25 protein-coding genes and 1 tRNA gene are annotated in these 25,087 nt (G+C 63.3%); 16 read left to right on the top strand and 10 right to left on the bottom strand.

Annotation, left to right across the window (positions count from 1 at the left end; translation table 11 throughout):
* Position 1: 1 nt before the first annotated feature.
* The 3 genes from XH98_RS08375 to XH98_RS08385 form a co-directional block, all read right to left on the bottom strand.
* Positions 2-1,600 carry an MASE4 domain-containing protein gene (locus XH98_RS08375; protein ID WP_271618339.1) on the bottom strand — a complete coding sequence of 533 codons (1,599 nt, stop codon included), beginning with the start codon at positions 1,598-1,600 and terminating at the stop codon, positions 2-4.
* A gap of 196 nt (positions 1,601-1,796) precedes the next feature.
* Positions 1,797-2,762, bottom strand: coding sequence for an ABC transporter substrate-binding protein (locus XH98_RS08380; protein WP_271618340.1), 966 nt, complete (start codon positions 2,760-2,762; stop codon positions 1,797-1,799).
* Between the two features lie 185 nt (positions 2,763-2,947).
* On the bottom strand, positions 2,948-3,184 hold the full coding sequence (locus XH98_RS08385) for a hypothetical protein (RefSeq protein WP_271599160.1): 237 nt from the start codon (positions 3,182-3,184) through the stop codon (positions 2,948-2,950).
* Positions 3,185-3,519: 335 nt separating this feature from the next.
* On the opposite strand from XH98_RS08385, the gene XH98_RS08390 reads away from it, so the two are divergent.
* Positions 3,520-4,113 carry a DUF1349 domain-containing protein gene (locus XH98_RS08390; protein ID WP_271599159.1) on the top strand — a complete coding sequence of 198 codons (594 nt, stop codon included), beginning with the start codon at positions 3,520-3,522 and terminating at the stop codon, positions 4,111-4,113.
* A 163-nt stretch (positions 4,114-4,276) separates the two neighbouring features.
* Here the strand turns inward: XH98_RS08390 and XH98_RS08395 are convergent.
* Positions 4,277-4,353 (bottom strand) — tRNA-Met (locus XH98_RS08395).
* A gap of 451 nt (positions 4,354-4,804) precedes the next feature.
* On the opposite strand from XH98_RS08395, the gene XH98_RS08400 reads away from it, so the two are divergent.
* The 3 genes from XH98_RS08400 (at position 4,805) to XH98_RS08410 (ending at position 8,031) form a co-directional block, all read left to right on the top strand.
* Positions 4,805-6,397, top strand: coding sequence for a GMC family oxidoreductase (locus XH98_RS08400; protein ID WP_271618341.1), 1,593 nt, complete (start codon positions 4,805-4,807; stop codon positions 6,395-6,397).
* Positions 6,398-6,616: 219 nt separating this feature from the next.
* Positions 6,617-7,129: a CvpA family protein gene (locus XH98_RS08405; protein WP_271599157.1), complete on the top strand. Its 513-nt coding sequence runs from the start codon at positions 6,617-6,619 to the stop codon at positions 7,127-7,129.
* A 119-nt stretch (positions 7,130-7,248) separates the two neighbouring features.
* Positions 7,249-8,031: an SDR family oxidoreductase gene (locus XH98_RS08410; RefSeq protein WP_057746273.1), complete on the top strand. Its 783-nt coding sequence runs from the start codon at positions 7,249-7,251 to the stop codon at positions 8,029-8,031.
* Between the two features lie 81 nt (positions 8,032-8,112).
* Here the strand turns inward: XH98_RS08410 and XH98_RS08415 are convergent, their stop codons facing one another.
* Positions 8,113-8,544 (bottom strand): DUF3775 domain-containing protein, encoded by a 432-nt coding sequence (locus tag XH98_RS08415; protein ID WP_271599156.1) that lies wholly within the window; start codon positions 8,542-8,544, stop codon positions 8,113-8,115.
* A gap of 126 nt (positions 8,545-8,670) precedes the next feature.
* Here XH98_RS08415 and XH98_RS08420 point away from each other — a divergent pair, with 126 nt between their 5' ends.
* The 6 genes from XH98_RS08420 (at position 8,671) to XH98_RS08445 (ending at position 14,079) form a co-directional block, all read left to right on the top strand.
* Entirely contained in the window at positions 8,671-9,531 is an 861-nt protein-coding gene (locus XH98_RS08420) for an MBL fold metallo-hydrolase (RefSeq protein WP_271618342.1), read from the top strand.
* 253 nt (positions 9,532-9,784) lie between these two features.
* Complete coding sequence (locus XH98_RS08425; RefSeq protein ID WP_057746856.1) at positions 9,785-10,627, top strand: fumarylacetoacetate hydrolase family protein; 843 nt, start codon at positions 9,785-9,787, stop codon at positions 10,625-10,627.
* 185 nt (positions 10,628-10,812) lie between these two features.
* A complete protein-coding gene (locus XH98_RS08430) occupies positions 10,813-11,424 on the top strand; it encodes a glutathione S-transferase family protein (protein ID WP_220005511.1) in 612 nt (203 codons plus the stop codon).
* 15 nt (positions 11,425-11,439) lie between these two features.
* On the top strand, positions 11,440-12,312 hold the full coding sequence (locus tag XH98_RS08435; RefSeq protein ID WP_271618343.1) for an MBL fold metallo-hydrolase: 873 nt from the start codon (positions 11,440-11,442) through the stop codon (positions 12,310-12,312).
* Between the two features lie 121 nt (positions 12,313-12,433).
* Positions 12,434-13,591: an alpha/beta hydrolase gene (locus tag XH98_RS08440; RefSeq protein WP_271618344.1), complete on the top strand. Its 1,158-nt coding sequence runs from the start codon at positions 12,434-12,436 to the stop codon at positions 13,589-13,591.
* Between the two features lie 110 nt (positions 13,592-13,701).
* Positions 13,702-14,079: a hypothetical protein gene (locus XH98_RS08445; protein ID WP_271599151.1), complete on the top strand. Its 378-nt coding sequence runs from the start codon at positions 13,702-13,704 to the stop codon at positions 14,077-14,079.
* Positions 14,080-14,203: 124 nt separating this feature from the next.
* Here XH98_RS08445 and XH98_RS08450 read toward each other — a convergent pair whose 3' ends face one another.
* Positions 14,204-14,926 carry a hypothetical protein gene (locus XH98_RS08450; RefSeq protein ID WP_271618345.1) on the bottom strand — a complete coding sequence of 241 codons (723 nt, stop codon included), beginning with the start codon at positions 14,924-14,926 and terminating at the stop codon, positions 14,204-14,206.
* Positions 14,927-15,107: 181 nt separating this feature from the next.
* Here XH98_RS08450 and mbfA point away from each other — a divergent pair, with 181 nt between their 5' ends.
* The 4 genes from mbfA (at position 15,108) to XH98_RS08470 (ending at position 18,913) form a co-directional block, all read left to right on the top strand.
* On the top strand, positions 15,108-16,079 hold the full coding sequence (gene mbfA, locus XH98_RS08455; protein ID WP_057746251.1) for an iron exporter MbfA: 972 nt from the start codon (positions 15,108-15,110) through the stop codon (positions 16,077-16,079).
* 185 nt (positions 16,080-16,264) lie between these two features.
* On the top strand, positions 16,265-16,795 hold the full coding sequence (locus tag XH98_RS08460; protein ID WP_271618346.1) for a cytochrome b: 531 nt from the start codon (positions 16,265-16,267) through the stop codon (positions 16,793-16,795).
* A gap of 101 nt (positions 16,796-16,896) precedes the next feature.
* Complete coding sequence (locus tag XH98_RS08465) at positions 16,897-18,369, top strand: amidase (protein WP_271618347.1); 1,473 nt, start codon at positions 16,897-16,899, stop codon at positions 18,367-18,369.
* Positions 18,370-18,559: 190 nt separating this feature from the next.
* Positions 18,560-18,913: a nuclear transport factor 2 family protein gene (locus XH98_RS08470; RefSeq protein WP_271599148.1), complete on the top strand. Its 354-nt coding sequence runs from the start codon at positions 18,560-18,562 to the stop codon at positions 18,911-18,913.
* Between the two features lie 168 nt (positions 18,914-19,081).
* Here the strand turns inward: XH98_RS08470 and XH98_RS08475 are convergent, their stop codons facing one another.
* Positions 19,082-20,170 (bottom strand): Zn-dependent alcohol dehydrogenase, encoded by a 1,089-nt coding sequence (locus XH98_RS08475; protein WP_271599147.1) that lies wholly within the window; start codon positions 20,168-20,170, stop codon positions 19,082-19,084.
* A 44-nt stretch (positions 20,171-20,214) separates the two neighbouring features.
* Positions 20,215-21,999: an acyl-CoA dehydrogenase family protein gene (locus XH98_RS08480; RefSeq protein WP_271618348.1), complete on the bottom strand. Its 1,785-nt coding sequence runs from the start codon at positions 21,997-21,999 to the stop codon at positions 20,215-20,217.
* Between the two features lie 234 nt (positions 22,000-22,233).
* Here XH98_RS08480 and XH98_RS08485 point away from each other — a divergent pair, with 234 nt between their 5' ends.
* Positions 22,234-22,935, top strand: a complete 702-nt coding sequence (locus XH98_RS08485; protein WP_271618349.1) for an SDR family NAD(P)-dependent oxidoreductase — start codon at positions 22,234-22,236, stop codon at positions 22,933-22,935.
* A 133-nt stretch (positions 22,936-23,068) separates the two neighbouring features.
* Positions 23,069-23,899 carry an enoyl-CoA hydratase gene (locus tag XH98_RS08490; protein WP_271618350.1) on the top strand — a complete coding sequence of 277 codons (831 nt, stop codon included), beginning with the start codon at positions 23,069-23,071 and terminating at the stop codon, positions 23,897-23,899.
* 210 nt (positions 23,900-24,109) lie between these two features.
* Here XH98_RS08490 and XH98_RS08495 read toward each other — a convergent pair whose 3' ends face one another.
* Together XH98_RS08495 and XH98_RS08500 are read right to left on the bottom strand one after the other, a co-directional pair.
* On the bottom strand, positions 24,110-24,733 hold the full coding sequence (locus XH98_RS08495; RefSeq protein WP_271618351.1) for a GNAT family N-acetyltransferase: 624 nt from the start codon (positions 24,731-24,733) through the stop codon (positions 24,110-24,112).
* A gap of 68 nt (positions 24,734-24,801) precedes the next feature.
* Positions 24,802-25,005, bottom strand: a complete 204-nt coding sequence (locus tag XH98_RS08500) for a DUF1127 domain-containing protein (RefSeq protein ID WP_128954290.1) — start codon at positions 25,003-25,005, stop codon at positions 24,802-24,804.
* Between the last annotated feature and the right edge of the window lie 82 nt (positions 25,006-25,087).

Below are 25,087 nucleotides of genomic sequence, written 5' to 3' on the forward strand. Positions count from 1 at the left end.
CCTACGAGCTACCAATGTGCACGGTGGGTAGAATCACTCGGAATGACGCTCCACGCTTGCCGTCGGACGAGGCGATAAGAGTACCCTTGTGATTCTCGACGATCGAGCGGCAGATGGCGAGTCCCAACCCTGTGCCATTAGCTTTGGTCGTAACGAACGCGTCGAATATCTCCTCCAACCGTTCTGGGTCAATTCCAGGCCCCGTGTCGGCTATCTCCAAAATGGCGTTTCCGCTGCCATCCGTATTGGTTTTCAATTTCAATGTCCGACGAGCGGGCTCGACCGCTTCCATAGCCTCGATCGCGTTGCGGATCAGATTAGCGATGACTTCCTCAAGTTGAATGCGGTTACCCATGATTCGTGGCAATCTGCCGTCGAATTCAACGGTTGTTTCTATGTGTCCAAGGCCCTCGCGGAGAAGCTGCAATACAGCATGCCCAGCGGCGTTTAGATCGATCGGAGTCTTCTCCGTGCCAGCTCTCCCAAAGAGCTGACGTATATTGTTCAGAATTTCATTCACCCGATCGACGTCGGCGACCACGTCATTCAACGCGGGTCGAACCTCTTCGAGATCGGGTGGATCAACTTGAAACATTGCTTGTGCTGCCTCCGCGTTGAGCCTGGCGGAGCTGAGCGGCTGCTTGATCTCATGCGAAATCGACGCCAACGCCGCTTGCAAGGTCATGAGCTTGTTGTCGTGCTCGCGCAGGAGCTGCATGTTTGCGCGGGCCAATCGATCGTAAAGCCTGGTCGTTTCGCCAAGCAGCCGCACCAGAACGTAGACCGAGGTCGCGAGCAAGAACGCCCGGCCTGCGTAATAGCCGAGAGTCCAACGCGAAATGCTGAAGAAAATCGGAAGTATCTTGTCGGGCACCATCCCACCCAGAACCAGGATGAGCCAGTAATCGAGGATCGAGCGCCGGCGCATCCAGAGGACTGCCATTGCGGCGACAGTGACTGATAGTTCCGCAGCGGAAGCAATCGCGGCCCGCGTGGGGATCATGTGGATGCGATCCGGGGCAAAGACGGCGGGCAAAAATGGCTCCCCCGCGGTGGCAACCCAAGTGAGGGCACACACAAGAATGCCGACAAGCGCCACGCACCAACCAATCGCGGGCACCGCGGAACCATATTTCTTCGCGTGAGGACCATCGCGGTCCTTGATCCAACCGTAGGCCGCCATGAAAGCCGGCGAGCCAATATGCCAGAAGATGTAGAGCCAGGTTGAGCTCTGAGGGCCCGCGCCCAAGAGGCCGTCCTCCGCGAAAGCGCCCGGAAATGTGAGTGCCTGGGGGATGACGATCAACGCCGTAAAGACGTAGCCGCTGGCCAATATCAGAAGCGCAGTTGATCGTGTGATCGAATATTGCGCGAATAGCAGCACAGCGGTGATGAGATCATTGGCGAACATGACCGCTTGCACCGAAGGGATGAAAGCCGGAAGCGGCTTAAGCGGTATTTCCGCGAGCGGCGCTACGACGACAAATGCGACCAGTTGCACGACGGCGAGGATGAGGACCACACGACGTTGCCGGGGCGTCGCGGGCAAGTCCGCGACCGCCAGGATGGAATGCTCGCGGGAGATGGTCTTGTTTTCCACGCGGTGCCCCTCGTTCGCGTGGATGATAGGATTTTGTGCCGAAACAATCCATATCGCAGGCGCAGCGCGGAGGATGGGTTGAGCGAAGCGAAACCCATCCTCCTTGGTTCTCTCGCATGGATACCACCAAAGATTGCAGGTGGTAGCTTCGCCCATCAGGTGATGGGTTTCGCAAGAGCTCGACCCATCCTACGAACTACTCAATGACATCATCCGTCAGCACGAGGATCGAGGGTGGGACCGTCAGCCCCAATGCGCGGGCCGTCTTGAGGTTCACGACCAATTGGAATTTGGTTGGCAGCTGGATCGGCATCTCTGCCGGCTTTCGCCCTTTCAGGATCAGATCGACATAGCCGGCCGCACGGCGAAACAGGTCGCCGATGTCGGCGCCATAGCTGAGCAGTGCGCCGGCGCGAGCGAACTCGGCCTGTTCGCCGACGACGGCAATCTTCCTCTCGATGCCGGCCTGGCAAATTTCGTCCCGCATCGCCGACGTCATGTAATCGCGGATCACCACCATTGCGGCACCGCCCGCGTCCGCCAACACCTTGATCTGCTCCGACACGGCTGCCTGCGAGGCAGCCGTGAGGCCGAGACGCATTGGCTCCATGCCGGCAGAGCGTGCTTCCAGCATCGTCTGCGCGCCCCAGGCGCTGAACGTGGGATCGGTTGCGTTGTTCATCACGCCCAACTTTTTCAGTTCGGGCAGGATCTCCCTCAACATCTGGATCCGCTTGGACGACATCTGTTCACCGAAAGCTGCGAAGCCGGTCAGGGTGCCGCCGGGACGCGCGAGGCTCTGGAACAGGTCCGGATCAGACTGCACGGCGGGCAGCGCCACGGCGACCACCGGGATCCTGGTCTTGCGCACGGCCGCGCGCGCTGCAGCGGGACCCGGCGACAACAGGACATCGACCGGCTTGGCCGCGAATTCGTCGATGATCGCGAGCCCGCGCGCCACGTCGCCGTTGGCCGCGCGTGCATCGATGAAGATCGTGCGTCCTTCGACATAGCCAAGATCGTTCAGGCCCTTGCGAAAATGCTGCAGGGCCGGCGCATCAGCCTCCGCTGTCGCAAAGCCCATGAAGCCGACGGTCGGCACGTGACGGGATGCATCCTGCTCTGCCAGCGCCGCTGGCGGCCATGCCGCCGCCAGGCCCATAGCTCGAAGAAAATCCCGCCGTCTCATCCCGTTTAACCAGCAAATCTCTGTTCGAACTGTGGGCGGCAACGGCTACAGACAACACAGCGCACAACGATACCTGCTTGACCGCTGGAAGCAACCGGGGCGTCCGACGCGGCTGAGACCGGCGATAGCCTGGCCGCGTCGAAGCCGATATAGCCATATCAATTATGCCCGTAGTAGGTCCGGTTGCAGAACTGGCGCCCCTTCTCATGGTAGGCGGCTTGCTGAGCTGGCGAGAGGTTCGGAGGCATCTGAAAATTGCCGTAGGCGTAGAGTTGCAGGCACGCGATGTAGTCCTTGTTCGATAGCCAGCTCCAGTCAGTTGCGGAAGCGGGAGCCGCCAAGCCGAGGCTGGCGGCGGCGGCCAAAGCAAGCAGGGTGATGCGGGAGACTTTCATGTTGTGTCCTCCAAAAGATATGACCGCGCACCGTGCCGGTCATCCGGGAAGGACGCTAAGGGAAGTCCAAACCGCAGACCGTGACCCTGCTCACGCGGGAGCGGTCTGCGGTGGGAGCGGATGGGACAGTGATTGCGGATTTAGAGGACCCACCGCCGGCTAACTCTCGAAGAAGGGCGCTTCTCCACTAAGGCGTGCGGTTCGCGTGGAGGATGGCTTGAGCGAAGAGACCCCCGGCAAACTTTGCTCTTTCGAACAGATCCCACCAACGATTGCTGGTACCGGCTCCCCCGTCAGGCTATCGGTTTCGCAAGAGCTACGAGCCGAGGTTCGACATGAGCGCTGCCATCTTCGCAAGACACGATGGTGTCTGGCTGAACCAACCAAAACGGTGGACCGCGCAGGGCGACAGCCTCGAGCTCGTCACCGACAAGGCCACCGATTTCTGGCAGAAAACGCATTACGGCTTCTGCCGCGACAGCGGCCATTTTCTGGGTTTTCCGACCGCGGAGGCGTTCACCGCCGAGCTGCGCATCCAGAGCGATTTTCGGGAACTCTACGATCAAGCCGGCATCATGGTGCGTATCGATGCGGAGCATTGGATCAAAGCCGGAATCGAATTTTCGGACGGGCGCGCGATGCTCTCGAGCGTCTTGACCATTGGGCAGTCGGATTGGGCAACAGCGCCCTATGAGCACGAGGCCGGCGATTTCTGGATGCGCGTCACCGTCGCCGACGGCGTTGTGCGATTGCAGGCCTCGGCTGACGGCAAGACCTGGCCCCTCGTCCGACTGGCTCCGTTCGCCGCGGCGCGATCCTGTCTCGTCGGTCCAATGGCTTGCACACCGGAACGCGAGGGATTGCCGGTCAGGTTCAGCGGATTTTCGCTGAAGCCGCCGCTCGGCAAGGATCTGCACGATCTCAGCTAGCGCGACCAGTGTGACCTGTTCGCGGCGACGGCCGTCCGCCGTAGCGATGACAACCGAACAGTAAAATTCGTCCGAGAAACAAGCCGTCGCAGCTTCCGGCCCAAACAAAAACGGCCCGCATCAAGCGGGCCATTTTCGTATCGGAACCGGTGAAGTCCGAATTTGGTTGCGGGGATAGGATTTGAACCTATGACCTTCAGGTTATGAGCCTGACGAGCTACCGGGCTGCTCCACCCCGCGTTAAACCGTTGCGCGCCTTCGTCAAAATGCCGGGGACGGTGGATTGAGGGCCAACGCGGTGCGCGTGGCTTGCTTCTCCCGTCCCGAAGGCTTCCCTGGAAGGCAACCCCGGGGCCAAGCCCGTCGGGTGCGGGGGGTATGTACCAACCCGGACCGTCTTTGGAAAGGGCTGCGGTGACGTTTTTTTCGACTTTATGACAGCTAACGGGCGCGGATTCCGGCCGATTTGCCGCACACTTGCCAGAAGTTCCACAAACCGCCAGCTTGCCGCAACAAAACGGCGGCGAAACGCCTGAAGGGGAGGAGTGGCATGGACGGTTCCCCTAGGGCGGCAAGGTCGCGCGGCTGGAGAGAATGATGCGGTTCATGTCGTAGTGATCGGTCATTCCGGGGCTCGCGACTTCGTCGCGCTCCGAAATGACGAGAAGAAAGTGCAAGGGGGGAATCATCAATGACTGACGCATTCGATTTCATCGTGGTGGGCGCCGGCTCCGGCGGTTGCGCGGTGGCGGGGCGGCTGTCGGAGGATGCGGCGACGTCAGTGGCGCTGCTCGATGCCGGCGGGCGCAACGACAGCTGGCGGATCACCACGCCATTCGGGCTCGCTTTGCCGTACAAGACGGCCAATTGGGCCTTCGATACGGTGCCCCAGAAGGGCTTGAACGGCCGCATCGGCTATCAGCCGCGCGGCAAGGGCCTCGGCGGCTCCTCGGCGATCAATGCCATGGTCTATATCCGCGGCCACAAATCGGACTACGACCACTGGGCCTCGCTCGGCAATCAAGGCTGGTCGTACGCGGACGTGCTGCCCTATTTCAAGCGCTCGGAAAACAATTCCGACTTCGACGGCGAATATCACGGCAAGGGCGGCCCGCTGCATGTCAACAGGCTGCGCTCGGACAATCCGATCCATGAGATCTTTCATCAGGCCGCGCGCGAGGCGCAGTTCCGCATCCGCGAGGACTTCAACGCAGAGGATCAAGAAGGCCTCGGCAGCTATCAGGTGACGCAGCACAGGGGCGAGCGCTGGAGCGCGGCGCGGGCCTATGTGAATCCCCATCTGGACATCAGCAGCAATCTGCGCGTCGAGACCGGGGCGCACGCAACGCGCATTCTGTTCGAAGGTGGGCGTGCGGTCGGCGTCGAATATGTGCAGGGCAAGCAAAAGAAGCAGCTGCGCGCGCGCCGCGAGGTCATCCTCGCCTCCGGCGCGTTCCAATCGCCGCAACTCTTGATGCTGTCGGGTATTGGCGATGGCGAAGCGCTGGGCAAGCACGGCATCGGCGTCATCAGACATCTGCCGGGCGTCGGCCGCAATCTGCAGGACCATCCGGATTTCGTGTTCGTCTACGCCTCCGACTACCCGCATTTCGTTCACGCCTCGCTCGGTCGGTTGCCATCCCTGCTCCGCGGCATCCAGCAGTACCGCAAGGAGAGACGTGGCCTGATGACCACCAATTTCGCCGAATGCGGCGGCTTCCTGAAGACGCAGGCCCACCTCGACGCGCCTGACATTCAGCTCCACTTCGTCATCGCGATGCTCGACGATCACGGCCGCAAGAAGCACAAGGAGCCAGGTTTCTCATGCCACGTCTGCCTGCTCAGGCCGAAGAGCCGCGGCAGCGTTTGGCTGAAAAGCGCCGACCCACTCGCTGCACCGATGATCGATCCAAACTTCTTGGGCGAGGCGGAGGATCTCGAGGCGATGGTCGCAGGCTTCAAGACCACGCGGCGCCTGATGGAGACGCCCGCGCTGCGCGCGCTGCAGAAGAAGGACATGTTCACGGCGGATGTCCGCACCGACGACGACATCCGCAACGTTTTGCGCAATCGCGTCGACACCGTCTATCACCCGGTCGGCACCTGCAAGATGGGCACGGATGCGATGGCCGTGGTCGATCCGAAGCTGAAGGTGCATGGCGTGGACGGCTTGCGCATCGTCGATGCCTCGATCATGCCGACGCTGATCGGCGGCAACACCAATGCACCAACCATTATGATCGGGGAGAAAGCGGCGGATATGATCAAGGGAGAGATGCGGTAGAGCGAAGCCCGCAATCTCCGCCGGCGTCCCGGCCCCCGTGCGCAATTGCGCGCCAGGCCGGGACGACGCCTAAGACATTTTCTTGACTGACCCCAAATAAACCTGAAACGAACAACACTCCTCAGCCGCCGGAGCCACAAAAAATACGGACGATTTTAGCGATCTGAAACCGGAACGATCGGTTTGGCGTTCATACGTTCCATTGGCAGGGTTTCGCTCATGAACAGTTTCGATCTCGCGGTCTATGCGGCGCTCGCAATTGCCATCGGCTTCGGCTTCAGGACCGGCCTGATCGGCAGCGCCATGACCATCCTCGCTTATCTGCTCGCCGCCCCCATCGCTGTCGCACTGATGCCGCTGATCGTGCCGCAGGTCGCCGGCAATCCGAACGCGCCGCTCGTTCAAAACTCGATCTGCTTCTTCGGCATCTTCATCGTCGTCGGCATGCTGTTCGGCCATATCGGCCACCTCGCGCTGAGCGACACCATCCGCGACGCCGGGATCGGCGACCGCCTTGGCGGGGCTGCGCTCGGCGCCATCAGGGTGGGGCTCGTCGCCACCACACTTGTGCTGGTATTCGACCAGATCGTGCCGGCCAACCACCAGCCGCCCTTCCTTGCCGACTCGCATCTGCGGCCGCTGTTCTCGGCGGTCGGGCAGATGGGGTTCAAGTCGCTGCCGCCGGAGGCCGCCGAGGCGATCGACCGCCTCAAGCAGGAGCGGCGCATCTAGTGCATCGCCGCAGCCGGCGCCATGCATTTTGACGCCGGCATTTCCCTTATCAGCGGCCCTGATGTTGGCTAGAGTGCCGGCCATCCAAAACCTGCTTGCTATTTTTCGGGAGTGAAACAGTGGATCTTGGGATCAAAGGTCGCCGCGCCATCGTCTGCGCATCCAGCAAAGGCCTGGGGCGCGCTTGCGCCTTCTCGCTGGCCGAAGCCGGCGTCGACGTCACGCTGACCGCGCGCGGCGCTGATGCGCTGAAGAAGACGGCCGACGAGATCCGGAAGGCCTATCCAGACGTGAAGGTCACCGAGATCGTCGGCGACATCACGACGCCTGCGGGGCGCGAAGCCGTGCTCAAGGCCTGCCCCGAGCCTGATATCCTGATCAACAATGCCGGCGGCCCGCCACCCGGCGATTTCCGCAACTGGACCCGCGACGACTGGATCAAGGCGATCGACGCCAACATGCTGACGCCGATCGAGCTGATCAAGGCGACTGTCGACGGCATGATGGCGCGCAAGTTCGGCCGCATCGTCAACATCACCTCGGCCGCAGTGAAGGCGCCGATCGACATTCTCGGCCTCTCCAACGGCGCGCGCGCCGGCCTCACCGGGTTCATCGCCGGCCTGTCGCGCAAGACCGTGATCAACAACGTCACCATCAACGGCCTGTTGCCGGGCCCGTTCGAGACCGATCGCCTGACCGGCACCGCCAAGGCCGAGGCCGACAAGCGCGGCACGACGCCTCAAGCGATCCTGGCCGAGCGGGCAAAACTCAACCCCGCCGGCCGCTTCGGCCAGCCCGACGAGTTCGGCTACGCCTGCGCCTTCCTCTGCGGCGCCAAGGCCGGCTTCATCACCGGCCAGAACATTTTGCTCGACGGTGGTGCGTTCCCGGGAACGCTGTGAGGCCAGTGGTGCTTCAACCTCTCCAAAGGAGAGGTTGAAGCGAGCTCGCGGCTCGACTGATCAAACTCGAAGCGATTTGCCTTACGATACCGGCGTGATCCGCTCATCGCTCCAGTCGATGCCGAGCTCGTCCATGCCGTCGGCGAGCAGATCGCCCAGCATCGGCTCACCCAGGAGATAGCGCACCGTCTCGCGGCGTGGCGCCTTGTACTCGCTGCGCGCTTCGATCGCGCGGGCGCGCAAATCGTCCCACTCCTCGACATCGCCGTCGCCACGGCCCAGCCACATCAGCGTGACCAGGTCGACCTGCTCATCCTCGTTCAGCGCCCGGATGAAGCTGGCGAGCTCGGCTGCGACCGGATCGGAATTGTTGTCCTCGAGCACGTCGATCTCGTCGTCATCGGTGGGGTTGGAGCCGGAATCCGGATCGGACCCGGATTCCTTGACGTCGAATTCGCGCGCCTTCTCGATGATGAAGGCGACCTTGTCGGCGGAAATGGCAAGCTCGGGCATGGGCTCCCCCTGTGGATCTCGACGGGTTCCTCACATAACGCAACATCACGACAGATGATCCATTGCGCTTGGCGGCGGAAAATGTGCATCTTGCGGCGGCAAACAGAGAAAATGGGGGTACGCCCGATGCGGTGGAGGGTCGGCCAGGTCAAGATTACCAAGATCGTCGAAATGGAGACGGTCGGCTCGACCCGCTTCATCCTGCCGGCCGCCACCAATGACGAAATCCGGAAGCTGCCCTGGCTGATCCCGCATTTCGCCACCGAGGAAGGCCGGCTGAAAATGTCGATCCATTCGCTGGTGGTGGAGACGCCGGCGCGCCGCATCGTGGTCGACACCGGCCTTGGCAACGACAAGCAGGGCCGCGGCGTCCCGGTCTGGAATAACCGCAACACGCCGTTCGTCGAGATGATGGCGGAAGCGGGCTTTCCGCCCGACAGCATCGACACCGTGCTGTGCACGCATCTGCATGTCGATCATGTCGGCTGGAATACGAAGCTGGTCGATGGCAAATGGGTGCCGACCTTCCCGAAGGCGCGCTACCTGTTCGGCAGGACCGAATATGACTATTGGCGTGACTATACGGCCGAGCCGGACAAGGTCGCGGTGTTCAACGATTCCGTGAAGCCGATCGTTGATGCGGGCCGGGCCGAGCTGATCCCGAGCGATCACCGGCTCTGTGAGGAGATCGGCCTTATCCCGACGCCCGGCCACAGCCCGGGGCATATGAGCGTGCTGATCGAATCCGGCGGCGAAGAGGCGCTGCTCAGCGGCGATGTCGCCCATCACCCCTGCCAGATGGCGCATCTCGACTGGTGTTCGGTCGTCGACACCGACACCGCTCAATCGGCCGCGAGCCGGCACAAGGTGTTCTCGCGCTTTGCCGACACCCCGACGCTGGTGATTGGCGGGCATTTCTCCGCCGGGCACATCAAACGGGATGGGGAAGCGTTCAGGTTCGAGGCGCTGGGATCGTCGTCTTCGTAGGGTGGGTTAGCCTGCGGCTGCGCGAAGCGCAGTCGAGGGCGTAACCCGCCTCTTCTGTTTCCGCAGAGGCAGAATTGGTGGGTTACGCCGAGCAGATGCGCTTTGCGCATCTGCGGGGCTAACCCACCCTACGATCCCGGACCACCCCACAAAGTAAGGGCTGCAATGCATCCCTTTTCGGCGGTTGAATTTCCCGCCGTGCTGTTCCATGAAGCTGTTCAACCGATCAGTCCATCCCAAGGGAGAAACCAGAATGAAGCTTGTTCGTTACGGCGAAAAGGGTGCGGAAAAGCCCGGCCTGATCGACAAATCCGGCCAGTTGCGCGACCTGTCGGCCCATCTGAAGGACCTCACCGGCGAGGCCTATTCCCCGGAATCCCTGAAGAAGCTCGCTGCCATCGACCCCGCCTCACTGCCCGCCGTCTCCGGCAAGCCGCGCTTCGGCGCACCCGTCACCGGCATCTCGAAATTCGTCGCGATCGGCCTCAACTACAGCGACCACGCCAAGGAGACGGGCGCTGCCATTCCGACCGAGCCGATCATCTTCATGAAGGCCAACACCTCGCTGTCGGGCCCGAACGACAACGTCGAGAAGCCGCGCGGCTCGACCAAGCTCGACTGGGAGGTCGAAATCGCCGCCATCATCGGCACCCGCGCCAAATACGTCTCGGAAGCCGACGCACTGAACTACGTCGCGGGCTACTGCGTCTGCAACGACGTCTCCGAGCGCAACTTCCAGATCGAGCGCCTGGGTCAGTGGACCAAGGGCAAATCGCACGACACGTTCGGCCCGCTCGGCCCCTGGCTCGCCACCAAGGACGAGATCAAGGACGTGCAGAACCTGTCGATGTGGCTCGACGTCAATGGTCAGCGCCGCCAGACCGGCTCGACCAAGACCATGATCTTCTCGATGGCCAAGTGCGTCTCCTACGTCTCGCAGTTCATGACGCTGCTGCCGGGTGACATCATCACTACCGGCACCCCGCCCGGCGTCGGCCTCGGCATGAAGCCGCCGACCTTCCTCAATGTCGGCGACGTCGTCACGCTCGGCATCGAAGGCCTCGGCGAGCAGCGCCAGGAGATCGTGGCGGCGTAGGGCCGCTCCCGTCATCCTGAGGAGCGCGCAAAGCGCGCGTCTCGAAGGATGCGCCACAAGCACGGTCGCCCGGCGTTCGCGCCGGGTGACGCGAGAGTCCCGCCCGTTGCCCATCCTTCGAGACGCGCGCCAAGGGGCGCGCTCCTCAGGATGAGGTCTGTGTGTTTGGATAGAGGCCATCGACAATGAAACTCTCCTTCTCCGCCGCCTCCCCTTTTGCCCGCAAGGTGCGCATCGCCGCGATCGAGCTCGGGCTGATCGACAAGATCGAATTCATGCCGGCGACAGTCGCGCCGGGCACGGCCAACGAGGACTATTCGAAGATCACGCCGCTGAAGAAGCTGCCGGTGCTGATCACCAATGATGGCGACGTCATTCTGGATTCCTACGTCATCGTCGAATATCTCAACGAGATGGCCGGCGGCAGCCTGATCCCGGATTACGGCCCGCGGCGCTGGAAGACCAAGACCAATCACTCCCTCATCAACGGCATGCTCGATTCCATGCTGCTGTGCCGCTACGAGAAGATGGTACGGCCGCAGGGCCTGCAATGGCAGGCGTGGTCGGACGACCATTGGAACCGGGCTTGGACCGGCATGGCGCGCTTCGAGAACATGCCCGAGGTGCTGAACGGCCCGTTCGACATCTCGCAGATCGGCCTTGTTTGCGTGCTCGGCTATGCCGACTTCCGCTTCGCCGATTGCGGCTGGCGCAAGGCCTATCCGAAGCTCGATGCCTTCCACCAGAAGATGCTGGAGCGGCCCTCGGTGAAGATCTCGGTCCCGCCGGCCGCATAAAACGCGGGAGTCCTCATGAGCCTGAAATTTTCCGTCGGCGACCTCACCATCCATCGCGTCATCGAGCAGGAAACTTCATTCGTGCCGGCACTGGACATGCTGCCGGGACTGACGCCTGAGGTCCTGGCCGAGAACCGGGCGTGGATGCGGCAGGCCAAAGCACTGGATGAGCAGGACGTGCTGCTGCTGTGCTTCCAGTCCTATGTGGTGAAGACGCCGCACCACACCATCTTGATCGACAGCTGCATCGGCAACGACAAGCCGCGCCCCAATCGCGCGAAATGGAACATGAAGACCGACGACACGTATTTGCGCGCGCTCAATGCCGCGGGCGTCTCGCTCGACGACATCGACTTCGTGATGTGCACGCATCTGCATGTCGATCACGTCGGCTGGAACACGCGGCTGGAGAACGGCCGCTGGGTGCCGACCTTCCCCAGGGCGCGCTACCTCTTCGCCAAGCAGGAATACGATCACTGGTTCGAGCAGAATACAAAGACGGCGATCCCGCCCTTCGTCGACAGCGTGCTGCCCGTGGTCGAAGCCAGGCGCCACGAGCTGGTCGGCAACGATCACCAGATCGGCGACCACGTTCGTATCCTGCCGACGCCCGGCCATACGCCGGGCCACATCGCTGTTACGATGGGCCGCGGCAAGGACGATGCGGTGTTTTCAGGCGATCTCATGCACTCGCCCTTGCAAACGCTTTATCCGGAGCTGTCGATCAAGTTCGACGTCGATCCGGCCAAGGCGGCCACGACGCGCCGCAGCTTCCTCGAGCGTTATTGCGACACCGACACGCTGTGCTGCACCGCGCATTTCCCCTCGCCGTCGGTGGGGAAGATCAGGCGCAAGGGCAACGCGTTCGTGTGTGCAGCGGTGGAGTGAGATGCCGTAGGGTGGGCAAAGGCGTCCTTGCGCCGTGCCCACCATCTCTCTCGATCACGAAAAATGCGTGGGCACGCTCCGCTTTGCCCACCCTACGATTCCGCCCGGATGGAGAGAAGCAATGACATCACTTCCCGACATTCCCCTGCCCGCCGGCATCCGCTCGCGTTATGTCGACGGCATCAACGGGCTGCGCATGCATGTGCTCGAGGCCGGCTTCGAGACCAAGGGCCGTCCCTGCATCCTGCTGCTGCACGGCTTTCCCGAGCTCGCCTTCTCCTGGCGCAAGGTGATGCCGGCGCTGGCCGCGGCCGGCTATCACGTGCTCGCACCCGATCAGCGCGGCTATGGCCGCACCACCGGATGGACCGCGGATTACGACGGCGATCTCGCGCCGTTCTCGCTCCTTAATCTGGTGCGCGATGCACTCTCGCTCGTATCGGCGTTCGGCTACAGGCAGGTCGATCTCGCCGGGCATGATTTCGGCAGCCCGGTCGCGGCCTGGTGCGCGCTGATCCGGCCCGACGTGTTTCGCTCGGTGACGTTGATGAGCGCACCCTTCGGCGGTGCGCCGCCACTGCCGTTCAACACCGTCGATGCGCCGGCGAAGCCTGCGGTCGAAGATCCCGTGCATCGTGAGCTTGCCGCGCTGCCGCGCCCGCGCATCCACTATCAATGGTACTATTCGACACGGGCGGCCAATGCCGACATGCTGCACGCGCCACAAGGCCTGCATGATTTCCTGCGCGCCTATTATCATCACAAGAGCGCGGACTGGGCGGACAACAAGCCGTATCCGCTGAAATCATGGTCGGCGAACGAGCTTGCAAAACTGCCGACCTATTATGTGATGGATCTCGGCGAGACCATGGCCGAGACGGTCGCGAAGGAGATGCCATCGCGCGATGCGATCGCCGCCAACCCATGGCTGCCGGACAGCGATCTTGCTTTTTACAGCGCCGAATATGGCCGCACCGGATTCCAGGGCGGGCTGCAATGGTATCGCTACGGCACGTCGGGCATGCTCAACGACGAGATGCTGCTGTTCGCCGGGCGCAGCATCGACGTGCCGTCCTGCTTCATCTCGGGCAAGCAGGATTGGGGCACCTATCAGCGCCCCGGTGCGTTCGAGGCGATGCAGGGGCGCGGCTGCACGAAGCTGCTCGGCTGCCATCTCGTCGACGGTGCCGGTCATTGGGTGCAACAAGAGCAGCCGGCGGAGGTCGGCCGGTTGCTGCTGCAATTCCTCCGCCGCGCCGCCGCAGTCTCCGCAAGCTGAACGACGCCGCCCTCCCGCCACAAGGCGTTAATCGGCGGTTCAGGGAACATCCGGCAATATCTGACGTTGCGACATACCGGAGCTGGGTCCGGCGACCATGGAGAACGACATTGGACAAGAAGATCGCCGGACTATTGGGAGCCGTGGCCGCGCTCGGAACGCTAGGAGCCGCCCAGGCTGCGCCCGCGCCTACGGACGTCCTCCAGGCGAATTCATACGCGGACCTGCTCGAGCCGATTGCGAACGCGAGCGCCTTGCTGCAAGCGATCGATGAAGCGGCTCCGCCAAAAGCGAGCGAAAATGTTCAGCTCGCTCAATTCTACTACCATCATCATCATCACCATCACCACCACAGCTTCTATCGTCGGCGCTATTACGACTACGACGCGCCGGTCGTGGTGGTCCCGCGATATCGGCGGTATTATCACCACCATCATCACCATCACCACCACCATCATCACAGCTTCTATCGCCGCGACTACTACTGAGGTCGCCGATACCAGGATGGAGATGAACAGGACCTGCGGGTCCTGTTTGCATTTGATGACGGGAAACCAGGAAAGATAGGCAAGATCGCAGGGGGGCAGCACTGTCCAGGAATGGTCATCCGCCCTACCCGTTACGAGCCTTCTCCTTGGCCGCGCGGTGCAGGTGCCGGTAGGTACCGTCGAATACCGTATCAGACGACGACGTCCACTCGGTGCCTGCCGCCAGCTTGGGCCGATTGGTGTAGATCCGGCGGGCCTGCAGCTCGCGCTCGGCCGCCTCCTCCTCGCCCATGGGCTCGAGCTCGAAGGTCGCTTCCTCGGGAATGACGATGATTTGCGCGAACGGCTCGTGGGGTCGGAAGATATGGGTTCGCCCCTCGGCCGGCGCCTTGAACACGCAAAAGAACATCATCGGCCACCAATTGCGGATCAGCGCGGGGACGGCAATCGGCACGGTGTCGGTCGGATCGGCATAGAATCGCGGATGCGGCTCGGTGCGAACAGCCATGCCTTTTGCGACCTTGAGATCGAGCAGGATCTGATAGGTGTAGAAGGCGTCGCCGAACTTGCGAAACGGCGGCCATTCCGCGCCGCCTTCGGGCGGCTCGCCCCAATCGGCTTCGAGGATCAAGCGACCCTCCCTGGTCGTGACGTGAAGCTCGAAATCATAGGGATAGAACAGCTCGATGCCGTATTGCGCGCCCTCGGAAAAGGGCACGCAGTGCCAGACCTGCTCACGCGAACCGTTCGCACGTGGTTCGCGCTTGCCGGCCCATCCGGGGATTTCGAGCTTGGTGCGGCGCGGCGCCAGCCGGGGATCATTCAGACGAAATTTGACCTTGTCCATCATTCACCCCTTCACCCACATCCAAAGATTCGAACCTGTACGACGGGACCCGGTTCCGTGCACCCACGCACCGTTGTGACGTTCGGATGCCAAGCCTTCGCGCGGCTCGCGTGAATTGACCCTGAACGAATTGCAGCCTATAGCAGTTTAGAATGCTTCTAAACTACATCAGGCGCAGTCAGTGAAGAATTTTGCCGATTTGACCGAGCGTGAAGTGCTGGCGGTCGCGATTTCCTCTGAAGAGGAGGATAGCCGCATCTACATGACCTTCGCCGAGGATCTCAAGGAGCGCTATCCGGATTCGGCCAAGCTCTTCGAGCAGATGGCCGAGGAGGAGCGCAGCCACCGCCACATGCTGCTGGAAATGTATGAGCAGCGCTTCGGCCAGCATCTGCCGCCGATCCGCCGCGAGGACGTCAAGGGATTCCTGAAGCGCCGCCCGGTTTGGCTCACCAAGAACCTGCCGCTCGACACCATCCGCAGGGAGGTCGAGACCATGGAATTGCAGGCCGAGCGCTTTTACGTGAAGGCCGCCGAACACGCCCAGGATGTCGGTGTGCGCCGCCTGCTCGGCGATCTCGCGGAAGCGGAGAAAGGCCATGAAGAGACCGCTGCGAAACTGACAGACCAGATCCTGAGCTCCGACGTGCGCGCGGAAGAAGACCGCACCAACCGCCGCATGTTCGTGCTGCAATATGTGCAGCCGGGCCTCGCCGGCCTGATGGACGGCTCGGTCTCGACACTGGCGCCGTTGTTCGCCGCGGCCTTCGCCACCCACCAGAACTGGCAGACGTTCCTGGTCGGCCTTGCTGCCTCCATCGGTGCCGGCATCAGCATGGGCTTTGCCGAAGCGCTGTCCGACGACGGCTCGCTCACGGGGCGCGGATCTCCATGGCTGCGCGGCCTTACCTGCGGCGCGATGACCACGCTCGGCGGGCTCGGTCACACCGCGCCTTATCTCGTGCCCGACCACTGGGCCAACGCGTTCTGGATCGCCACCGGAATCGCGGGCGTCGTCGTGTTCTTCGAATTGTGGGCGATCGCCTTCATCCGCTCGCGCTACATGGACACGCCGTTCCTCCAGGCCGTATTCCAGATCGTGCTCGGCGGCGCGATCGTGCTCGCCGTGGGAATATTGATCGGGGCGGCCTAGGCGGCGATGATGATGCGACGTCGTTCATGCACTGTCGCGCGCGCGAGCCTGGCCGGCGCATCGATGCTGCTGGCATCGGTCGAAGCCGTGCCCACGCATGAGCAGCGGGCCGGTCAATCCGCTCATCCACGCTGCGACAAGAGGCTTCCAGCCCTGACCGGCGCAGCAGCAACTCCAGGTCCTCCATGATGCGCCACTTGCAATACGGCACACCTGCCAAGGTCTTCCATTGGTGCATCGTCGCGCTGCTCGCCGTGCAATACCCGATCGGCTGGCTGATGCCGGACATCCATCGCGGCATGAGCCCAGGTGCCGGAATGACGTTTCACGTCTCGATCGGGATCGCGATCCTCGTGCTGACGGCTCTCCGCCTGGTCTGGCGGCTCGCTCATCCGGTCGCGCCCGAAAGTTCTCTTCCCGCCTGGCAGCGCCTGACCTCCGAGGTCGTGCACTGGCTGCTCTACGCGCTGGTGCTGGCGACGACAATCTCGGGCTGGCTGTTTGCCTCCTTCCGGGGCTGGTCGGTGTCGTTCTTCTATCTCGTGCCGCTGCCGATGCTGGCGTCCGACAACGCCGCCGCAGGGCGTGCCATTGACGGCTTTCACCAGGCGATGGAATGGGCGCTGCTCGTCACCATCGTCGTTCACGTCGCCGCCGCGCTTGCGCACATCTTCATCTATCGCGACCGCGTGATGCAGCGAATGCTGCCAGGATAGCGCCCGGGATATCGTCAGGACAGATCAACCGCGATCAAACGTCGGTTGCGGCATCGGCTAAAACTGCGCATCATCCATCAGTTGAAGCGCAGGAGCATGTCGTGGCGAAATCGGAATGGAGTTTCAAGAGCGCGGTCGAGCTGTCGGCCGCATTGGCGGCGAAGAAGGTCTCCGCCGTTGAACTCACGCAGGATGCGATCGGCCGCATCGAGCGCCATGACGGCAAGATCAACGCGATCTGCGTGCGGGATTTCGGTCGCGCCCTCGACGCGGCACGCGCAGCTGACGCGGCGCTGGCGCGCGGCGAGCGCAAGCCGCTGCTCGGCCTGCCGATGACCGTGAAGGAATCCTACAACATCGCCGGCCTGCCCACGACCTGGGGCAATCCCGCCCATAAGGACTTCATTGCCAGGGAAGACTCGCTGCCGGTGACGCGCGTGAAGGAGGCCGGCACCATCGTTCTCGGCAAGACCAACGTGCCGCTCGCCCTCGCGGACTGGCAGAGCTACAACGAGATCTACGGCACCACCAACAATCCCTACGATCTCGGCCGCACGCCGGGGGGCTCGTCCGGCGGCTCGTCTGCGGCGCTGGCGGCGGGTTACGGCCCGCTTTCACTCGGCTCGGATATCGGCGGCTCGCTGCGCGTGCCCGCTTTTCACTGCGGCGTCTGCGCGCACAAGCCGACCTTCGATCTGTTGCCCTCGCGCGGCCATACGCCGCCGCCGGCTCCGCCCCTCGCCTATGAGCGTGATCTTGCCGTGGTCGGCCCGATGGCGCGCAGCGCCGGCGATCTATCCTTGTTGCTCGACGTCATGGCCGGGCCCGACCCGCTCGACAACGGCAAGGCCTACAGGCTCGAGCTGCCTGCGCCGCGCCACAGCTCGCTGAAAGATTTCCGCGTGCTCGTGGTCGATACCGATCCGGTGCTGCCGACCGACGCCGTCGTGCGCGGGAGTATCAATACGCTCGCCGACAATCTTGCCAAGGCCGGTGTCAGGATCGAGCGCAACAGTCCGCTGCTGCCGGATTTCGCGGCGTCCTCGCGGCTCTATATGCGGATGCTGCTGTCGTTCCTCGCCGCCAGCTTCACGCCCGAATTCTATGCGGGCGCGGTTGCGGCGGCATCCACACTGCCGGCCAGCAACGACAGCCTGCAGGCCGAACGGCTGCGCGGCATCGCGCTCAGCCATCGTGACTGGCTGATAGCGCGCGGCAGCCGGACACGGCTGCGCGCGCAATGGCACGAGCTGTTCAAGACGTTCGATGCCGTGATCTGCCCGATCATGCCGACACCGGCCTATCCCCACGATCACTCGGAGAACCAGGAGCAGCGCCGAATCAAGATCGACGACAAGGAACACGTCTATACCGACCAGCTCGCCTGGCCCGGCATCGCCACGCTCCCCGGCCTGCCCTCGACCGCGATCCCGACGGGTTTTGCGCCGGATGGACTTCCGGTCGGCGTTCAGATCGTCGGCCCGTGGCTGGAAGATCGAACGCCGCTGAAGCTCGCCGAGCTGATCGAGCGCGAGTTCGGCGGGTTCGTGCCGCCGAAGATGTTTGACGATTGATGGCTTCGCCATTGCGCAAAAGGCCTGTAGCCCGGATGGAGCGAAGCGTAATCCGGGGCGGCCTTTCCGCGGCAAAGATCCCGGATTGCGCTGTGCTCCATCCGGGCTACGGACTAGTCGCAATGACGGAGTAAAATAACATCGAGATTCCGGGTTCGCGCCCCGGAATGACAAGGAGGGAGGAAGCACCATGAGCCAGGACCTCGAACAGCTCACCGCGCTCAACCGCGACTACGTCGCTTCCGTGCAGAACTGCGACGTCAAGCGCTTCGACGAGATTCTGGCGCCGGAGTTTTACTGCTCCAATCCCGACAAGACGCTGGTCGACCGCGCCGCCTTCCTCGAGCAAACCGCGCGGCCGATCGCGATCCGCAATCTGCACGCGTTCGACGTCATCATCCGCATCATGGGCGACTTCGCCATCATCCATGCGGCGACGAGCTACACCACGGCGGACGGCCAGCAGGCGACCGGGCGATATACCGATTGCTGGGCCAAGAAGAACGGGACGTGGCTGGCGGTGTCGGCACACGTGTCGCGGTGAGGAGGGCACTGCCCGCCTCCTCTCCACTGTCATGCCCCGGCTTGACCGGGGCATCCAGTACGCCGAGGCGGAAATTGGGTCACACAATCATCGCCGCAGCGTACTGGATCGCCCGGTCAAGCCGGGCGATGACACCTGTGTTGGGGCGGCACGGACGAGCACCAGCGCCTAGCTATCAAACACGATCACGCTGCGCAGCGTCTTGCCGGCCTTCATGTTGGCGAAGCCCTCGTTGATCTCGCTGAGCTTCAGCTTGGCCGAGATCCAGTCCTCCAGGTGCAGCCGGCCGCGCAGGTAGAAATCGACCAAGCGCGGCATGTCGACGCGGAAATGGTTGGAGCCCATCGACGAGCCCTGGATCTTCCGCTCCCTCAGGAAGTCGAAACCGTGCAGCTCGATCTTCTGGCCGAACGGGATCATGCCGACGATGGTGGCGGTGCCGCCCGAGGCCAGCATGGCGAACGCCTGCTCGGCGGTCTCCTTGCGGCCGAGCACCTCGAAGGAATGATGCACGCCGCCATTGGTGAGGTCGCGCACCTGCTTCACCACGTCGCCGTCGGCGGGGTTGATGATGTCGGTCGCGCCCAGCTTGGTCGCCAGCTGCAGCTTGGCCGGATTGGTGTCGATGGCGATGATGCGGCCGGCGCCGGCGATCTGCGCGCCGTTGATCGCGGCCATGCCGACGCCGCCGCAGCCGATGACCGCGACCGTCTCTCCGGCCGTGACCTTCGCCGTATTCACCACCGCGCCGTAGCCGGTGATGACGCCGCAGCCGATCAGCGCAGCGAGCTCGAGCGGCATGTCTTTGCGGATTTTGACGATGGCATTCTCGTGCACGAGCATCTGCTCGGCGAAGGACGAGAGATTGAGGAACTGGTGCAGCTTCTCGGGTTTCGACCACTGCATCCGATCTGAGACGCCCGGCAGCATCTTCACCGTGGTGTCGGTGCAGAGCACGGTGCGGCCGGTGGTGCAATTGTCGCAGGTGCCGCAGAACACGGAGAGGCAGGTGACGACGTGGTCGCCCGGCTTCACATAGGTCACATCGGAGCCGACCTGCTCGACGATTCCGGCGGACTCATGGCCGAGCACGGCGGGCAGCGGATGCGGGTAGAGGCCTTCCATGAAGTGAAGGTCCGAATGGCAGAGGCCAGCGACAGCAGTGCGGATCAGAACCTCGCGCGGGCCGGGCTTCGGCAGGCTGACATCCTCGATGACGAGCGGCTTGTTGACTTCGTAGAGGACGGCGGCCTTCATCGAGCACTCCCTATCGCGTTTTTTGCTTGATCGTGACGCGCAGCCTACGCTGCCAGAACGAGTTCGCCAACCTCGCTCATTCCGGCTGAGCTATCGCCGAGCAGCAGCGCTGCGATCTTTGCCTGCGTGGCATTTTCCGTCAGCCGGAACGGATCGCCCGGCGTCACCCGGTGGTCGATCACCAGCCGCGACAGCAGCAGCCGGCGCGCATCGCCGCGCCTGTCGTGGATGCGATGCGCCTCCCAGGCGAGCGCCACTGCGCTGGCGACATGATAGAGCAGGCTGGTGGCGCGCCGCGCCTCGGCCTCGTTCTCGGACTTGCCGGCGACCTCGCGCGCGAAGCGGACCGCACGATCGACGAAGCCGCGCAGATTGTCGCGCCAGGCCTGCGGCACGGAGGCACTGTCATCGAGCCGCGCATGCAGATCGGCTGATAGCGCGGATTCCGCGCCGTGGCGGCCAACGGCACGCCGCAGCGCATCGATCGCCACGATGTTGCCGGTGCCTTCCCAGACCGAGCCGAGATGCGCATCGCGCAGCAGGCGGGGCGTAGCGAATTCCTCGATATAGCCGATGCCGCCGCGCATCTCGAGCGCATCGCCGCAGGCTTTTCGCGCATCGCGCGTGGCGCGGAATTTCAAGGTTGGCGTCAGGATGCGCAGCAGCGCCGCCGCGTCCTGGCTGCCGGCTTCGGCGCGGTCGAGCGCGTCTGCGGTGAGAAAGCTCATCGACAGCGCCTGCTCGACCGGCAGCATGATCTTCAGCATCTGGCGACGGCCGAGCGGCAGATCGATGATGCGGCTGCCGAACACGACGCGGTTCGTCGCCACCGTCATCGCATCATGATAGGCGCGGCGCATCAGCGCGGTCGACTTGACGCCATTGGAGAGCCGCGACGAGTTCACCATCTCGGCCATCTGCACGAAGCCGCGGTCGAGCTTGCCGACCGCATAGGCGATCGCGCCTTCGAGCTTGATCTCGCCCGAGGCCATCGAGCGGGTGCCGAGCTTGTCCTTCAGACGCACGATCCGGTAGTGGTTCTGCGACCCGTCATCGAGCAAGCGCGGCATCAGGAACAGGCCGACGCCGCGCGTGCCCGGGCCGGCGCCCTCCGGGCGCGCCAGCAGCATCACGACCTTGGCGTCCGCATTCGAGCAGAACCATTTCTCGCCGTGGAGGCGCCAGTGATCGCCCTCCTGCACCGCGCGCGTGGTGAGCATGCCGACGTCGGAGCCGCCTTCCTTCTCCGTCATGAATTGGCCGCCTTGCGTCAGCTTGCTCATGTCGGTCGAAGTCAGGCCATCGAGATACTTTGCCTTCAGCGCCTCACTGCCGAAATTCGACAGCAATTTGGCGCAGCCATCGGTCACATTGATCGGGCAGCCCATGCCGAATTCGGTCTGGTTGAACAGAAACGTGAAAGCATGCTTGGCAACGACGGGGTATTTGTCGGGCCAGCCCATGATGCCCTTGGCGTTCGACAGCGCGTGGATGCCGAATTCGCCGAAGGCGGCGTTCTCCAGCTCGCGATAGGCCGGGTGATATTCGATCCACTGCACGTCGCGGCCGAACTTGTCGCGCTGATGTAATATCGGCGTGTGCCGATCGGCCAGCCGCGCGCATTCATCGAGACGGCCGCCGGCGAGCTCGCCGAGGCGGTCGAGATGCGGCTCGATGTGGCGAAACAGATTATCCGGCAGATGGATGCGCAGGAGGTCCGTCAGCGCCGGATCGGCACGGTAGAAATTCATGCCAGAGGTGTCGGGCGCCAGCAGGCCGGAAGGTGCGGCCGCGGCACTTTTCGGCTGCGCTATGACCGGCTTGTGCATGATCGTCCTCTTCGTTTCCGCCCGGCGGCAATTCTTATCGCTTGCCGCTTGAGATGATGTCGATCATGCTCCCGTCGCGAGAGGCGATAAAGCTGCAAATTGTCAGGGAGGCATGATTGCCGTGAAGGAGCAATTCGCTCTGCGGAATTGTGATCGGCAGGCCGATGGGGCCGGCTGGCTGTCCGCACGGCGGATGCCTAGATCAACGGCGTCCCGTCCCCGAGAGATCACATCATGGAACATCCGAAATACAAGGTCGCGCTCATCGTCGGCGCCGGCGAAGGCCTGAGCGCCTCGCTGGCACGGCTGCTGTCAAAGCAAGGCATCCGCGTCGCGCTGGCCGCGCGCAAGATCGAGAAGCTGGGCGCACTCTGCAGCGAGACCGGCGCGAAGGCCTATGCCTGCAACGCCACCGAGCCTGAGGAGGTCGAGCGCCTGTTTGGCCTGGTCGAGCGCGAGATCGGCACGCCCGACCTCGTCGTTTACAACGCCTCTGGCCGTTCGCGCGGGCCGTTCGTCGACCTGGTCCCGGCCGATGTCGCGAATGCCATCGCGGTCAGCGCCTATGGCGGCTTCCTGGTGGCGCAGCAGGCCGCCAAGCGCATGGTGCCGAACCAGCACGGCGCGATCCTGTTCACCGGAGCCTCGGCCAGCGTCAAGGGTTATGCGCAATCGGCGCCGTTCGCGATGGGCAAGTTCGCGCTGCGCGGCCTCGCACAAAGCATGGCGCGCGAATTATCGCCGCAAGGCATCCATGTCGCGCATTTCGTGATCGACGGCGGCATCCGCAGTGCGACACGCACGGAAGCAGCGGACAAGCCGGATTCGATGCTGGATCCCGATGCCATCGCCGAGAGCTACTGGAACGTGTTGCAGCAGCCGCGCAGCGCCTGGAGCTGGGAGCTCGAGCTGCGGCCCTGGGTGGAGAAGTTTTGAAGTCGAGCTGCCGTAGGGTGGGTAAAGGCGCATAGCGCCGTGCCCACGATCTCGAACTCAAGAACCAATGGTGGGCACGCTTCGCTTTGCCCACCCTACGAGAGCTCGCAATGAAGAAATAAAGGGAGGATCAATGACCACGGAAACGACCATCGACACCGGCACCAATGAACTCCTCTGCGTCATCCGCGACCGCGTCGCCGTGATCACGCTGAACCGGCCGGAGGCGCGCAATTCGCTGTCGGACACGCTGACCCCGGCGCTGCGGACCATGATCCGCACCTGCGGTGAGAGTCCCGATGTCGGCGCGCTGCTCATCACCGGCGCGGGCGAGGCGTTCTGCGCCGGCGGCAACGTCAAGGGCATGGGCGCGCATCGCGATCCGAAGAAGCTGGAAATGTCCTTTGACGAGAAGGTCGCCGATCTCCAAGAGCGGCAGCGGCTGCTCACCGGCGCGCTGGTCTCGGTGCGCAAGCCGACCATCGCGGCCCTGCCCGGCCCTGCGGTCGGCGCCGGGCTGGCGATTGCCATGGCCTGCGATATCCGCATCGCCGCGCAGTCGGCCTTTGTCGCCACCGGCTATGCCCGCATCGCGCTGAGCGGTGACTACGGCATCGCCTGGCTGCTCACCCGCCTCGTCGGCACCGCACGGGCGCGCGAGCTGCTGTTCACCGGCGACCGCGTCGACGCGGCGCGCGCGGAGGCGATCGGGCTCGTCAACCGCGTCGTGCCCGACGACAAGCTGCAGACCGAAGCATTCGCATTGGCAAAGTCTCTCGCCGAAGGCCCGCGCCTGGCGCTGCGCTACATGAAGGACAGTCTCGATGAGGCCCTGCTGTTCGATTTCGAGACGGCGCGCGATCACGAAGCCGAGCGATTGATCCGTCTCACCACGACCGCCGATCACAAGGAGGCGGTGCAGGCGTTCATCGAGAAACGGAAGGCGGTGTTCACGGGGAAGTAGCAGCGTTCGAAAATCGTAGACCGTCACCCTGAGGTGCTCGCCTCTTCGGCGAGCCTCGAAGGGCGACGGCCCGGATGCATCGGGGCCGCTCATCCTTCGAGGCTCCCGGCGCGATGCATCGCATCGCGCCACTCGCACCTCAGGATGACGGAATGAGAAACCAAAAAAAATGCCCGGCGCTGGCTTGGCCAGGCCGGGCACGGAGTGGTGTCAGGCCGAGGCTGAGGGGCGTTCGGCCTGACGGGAAAGGGCGGCGAGACGCCAGCTCGCGCAGGGAATGTCCTGCGGCGCGACATGGATCTCCTTGTCGAAGCGCACCAGCTTCCAGTCATCGGGGTGATTGACGAAGGCAAAGCCGGACTTGCGCGCCAGCGAGATCATGGTTTCGTTGGAGCGCAGCGTGTCGCCGAACATGTGGTCGGCGCCAAGCGCGGCGGCGCGGCATTCGAGATTCTTCATCAGCGCGGTGGCGATGCCATGGCGCTGCCAGCGGTCGTCGACGGACAGGCCGAATTCGAGCGTCGCGGTCTCGGCGTGGAAGGCGTAGCGCGCCTCGGCAATGATGGTCTCGAAGCCATCGATCAACTTGGTCGCGACCACCGAAAAACGCTCGCGCGTGCCGATGTCGAGAAACTCGCTCAGCAGCCCCTTCGGCAGCTCGCTGATCGCGCCAAAGAAGCGGTTGTAGCGGGAGCGGGTCGTGAGCGAACGGAAATAATGTTGAAGCTCGTCGGTGTCACCAGGCACGACGAAGCGGAGGTTGACCGCCTCTCCGTCGCGGGTACGCAGCGTATCCGAATATTGCTTCAGGTCTTCCAGACGATAGCTGCTCATGACACGCGACCTCAAAAGAGGGACCGCCGGCGCCCCCAACAGTCAGGCGGCGCCGGCCTGACGGCCTATCAGGCCCGCCAGAAGGGTTTGTCGGCCTCATAGGCTATGTCGGTCCACGACAGGCCGACGTCGTGGAGATCGCGGGCGGTCCAGTTGGTCAGCTCGCGCCGGGTCCGGTAGCGCTCGTGCCAGACATGGAGGGTCTCACTGACTTGCTGGATCAGGCCTGGCGCATGATGATTTGTCATCGAATTCTGGGTCAAAGTAGACATGTTGAGCTCCTTGAGCTAACTTGACGGCTAATATCTGCTTCCAAGTGCGCCGCGACAAACGACAATTTGTACCTCTTCGCAT

Origin of the sequence: Bradyrhizobium sp. CCBAU 51745, from assembly GCF_028128715.1 — a bacterium.
Classification (GTDB): domain Bacteria; phylum Pseudomonadota; class Alphaproteobacteria; order Rhizobiales; family Xanthobacteraceae; genus Bradyrhizobium; species Bradyrhizobium manausense.

Bases quoted from the DNA above. Each gene is read 5' to 3' on its own strand.
- XH98_RS08425 (WP_057746856.1), top strand. From the start codon at position 9,785: ATGAAGCTTGTTCGTTACGGCGAAAAGGGTGCGGAAAAGCCCGGCCTG.
- XH98_RS08385 (WP_271599160.1), bottom strand. From the start codon at position 3,184: ATGAAAGTCTCCCGCATCACCCTGCTTGCTTTGGCCGCCGCCGCCAGC.
- XH98_RS08390 (WP_271599159.1), top strand. From the start codon at position 3,520: ATGAGCGCTGCCATCTTCGCAAGACACGATGGTGTCTGGCTGAACCAA.
- XH98_RS08405 (WP_271599157.1), top strand. From the start codon at position 6,617: ATGAACAGTTTCGATCTCGCGGTCTATGCGGCGCTCGCAATTGCCATC.
- XH98_RS08400 (WP_271618341.1), top strand. From the start codon at position 4,805: ATGACTGACGCATTCGATTTCATCGTGGTGGGCGCCGGCTCCGGCGGT.
- XH98_RS08450 (WP_271618345.1), bottom strand. From the start codon at position 14,926: ATGGACAAGGTCAAATTTCGTCTGAATGATCCCCGGCTGGCGCCGCGC.
- XH98_RS08430 (WP_220005511.1), top strand. From the start codon at position 10,813: ATGAAACTCTCCTTCTCCGCCGCCTCCCCTTTTGCCCGCAAGGTGCGC.
- XH98_RS08460 (WP_271618346.1), top strand. From the start codon at position 16,265: ATGATGCGCCACTTGCAATACGGCACACCTGCCAAGGTCTTCCATTGG.
- XH98_RS08470 (WP_271599148.1), top strand. From the start codon at position 18,560: ATGAGCCAGGACCTCGAACAGCTCACCGCGCTCAACCGCGACTACGTC.
- XH98_RS08485 (WP_271618349.1), top strand. From the start codon at position 22,234: ATGGAACATCCGAAATACAAGGTCGCGCTCATCGTCGGCGCCGGCGAA.
- XH98_RS08500 (WP_128954290.1), bottom strand. From the start codon at position 25,005: ATGTCTACTTTGACCCAGAATTCGATGACAAATCATCATGCGCCAGGC.
- XH98_RS08380 (WP_271618340.1), bottom strand. From the start codon at position 2,762: ATGGGCCTGGCGGCGGCATGGCCGCCAGCGGCGCTGGCAGAGCAGGAT.
- XH98_RS08475 (WP_271599147.1), bottom strand. From the start codon at position 20,170: ATGAAGGCCGCCGTCCTCTACGAAGTCAACAAGCCGCTCGTCATCGAG.
- XH98_RS08415 (WP_271599156.1), bottom strand. From the start codon at position 8,544: ATGCCCGAGCTTGCCATTTCCGCCGACAAGGTCGCCTTCATCATCGAG.
- XH98_RS08490 (WP_271618350.1), top strand. From the start codon at position 23,069: ATGACCACGGAAACGACCATCGACACCGGCACCAATGAACTCCTCTGC.
- XH98_RS08495 (WP_271618351.1), bottom strand. From the start codon at position 24,733: ATGAGCAGCTATCGTCTGGAAGACCTGAAGCAATATTCGGATACGCTG.
- XH98_RS08435 (WP_271618343.1), top strand. From the start codon at position 11,440: ATGAGCCTGAAATTTTCCGTCGGCGACCTCACCATCCATCGCGTCATC.
- XH98_RS08440 (WP_271618344.1), top strand. From the start codon at position 12,434: ATGACATCACTTCCCGACATTCCCCTGCCCGCCGGCATCCGCTCGCGT.
- XH98_RS08420 (WP_271618342.1), top strand. From the start codon at position 8,671: ATGCGGTGGAGGGTCGGCCAGGTCAAGATTACCAAGATCGTCGAAATG.
- XH98_RS08480 (WP_271618348.1), bottom strand. From the start codon at position 21,999: ATGCACAAGCCGGTCATAGCGCAGCCGAAAAGTGCCGCGGCCGCACCT.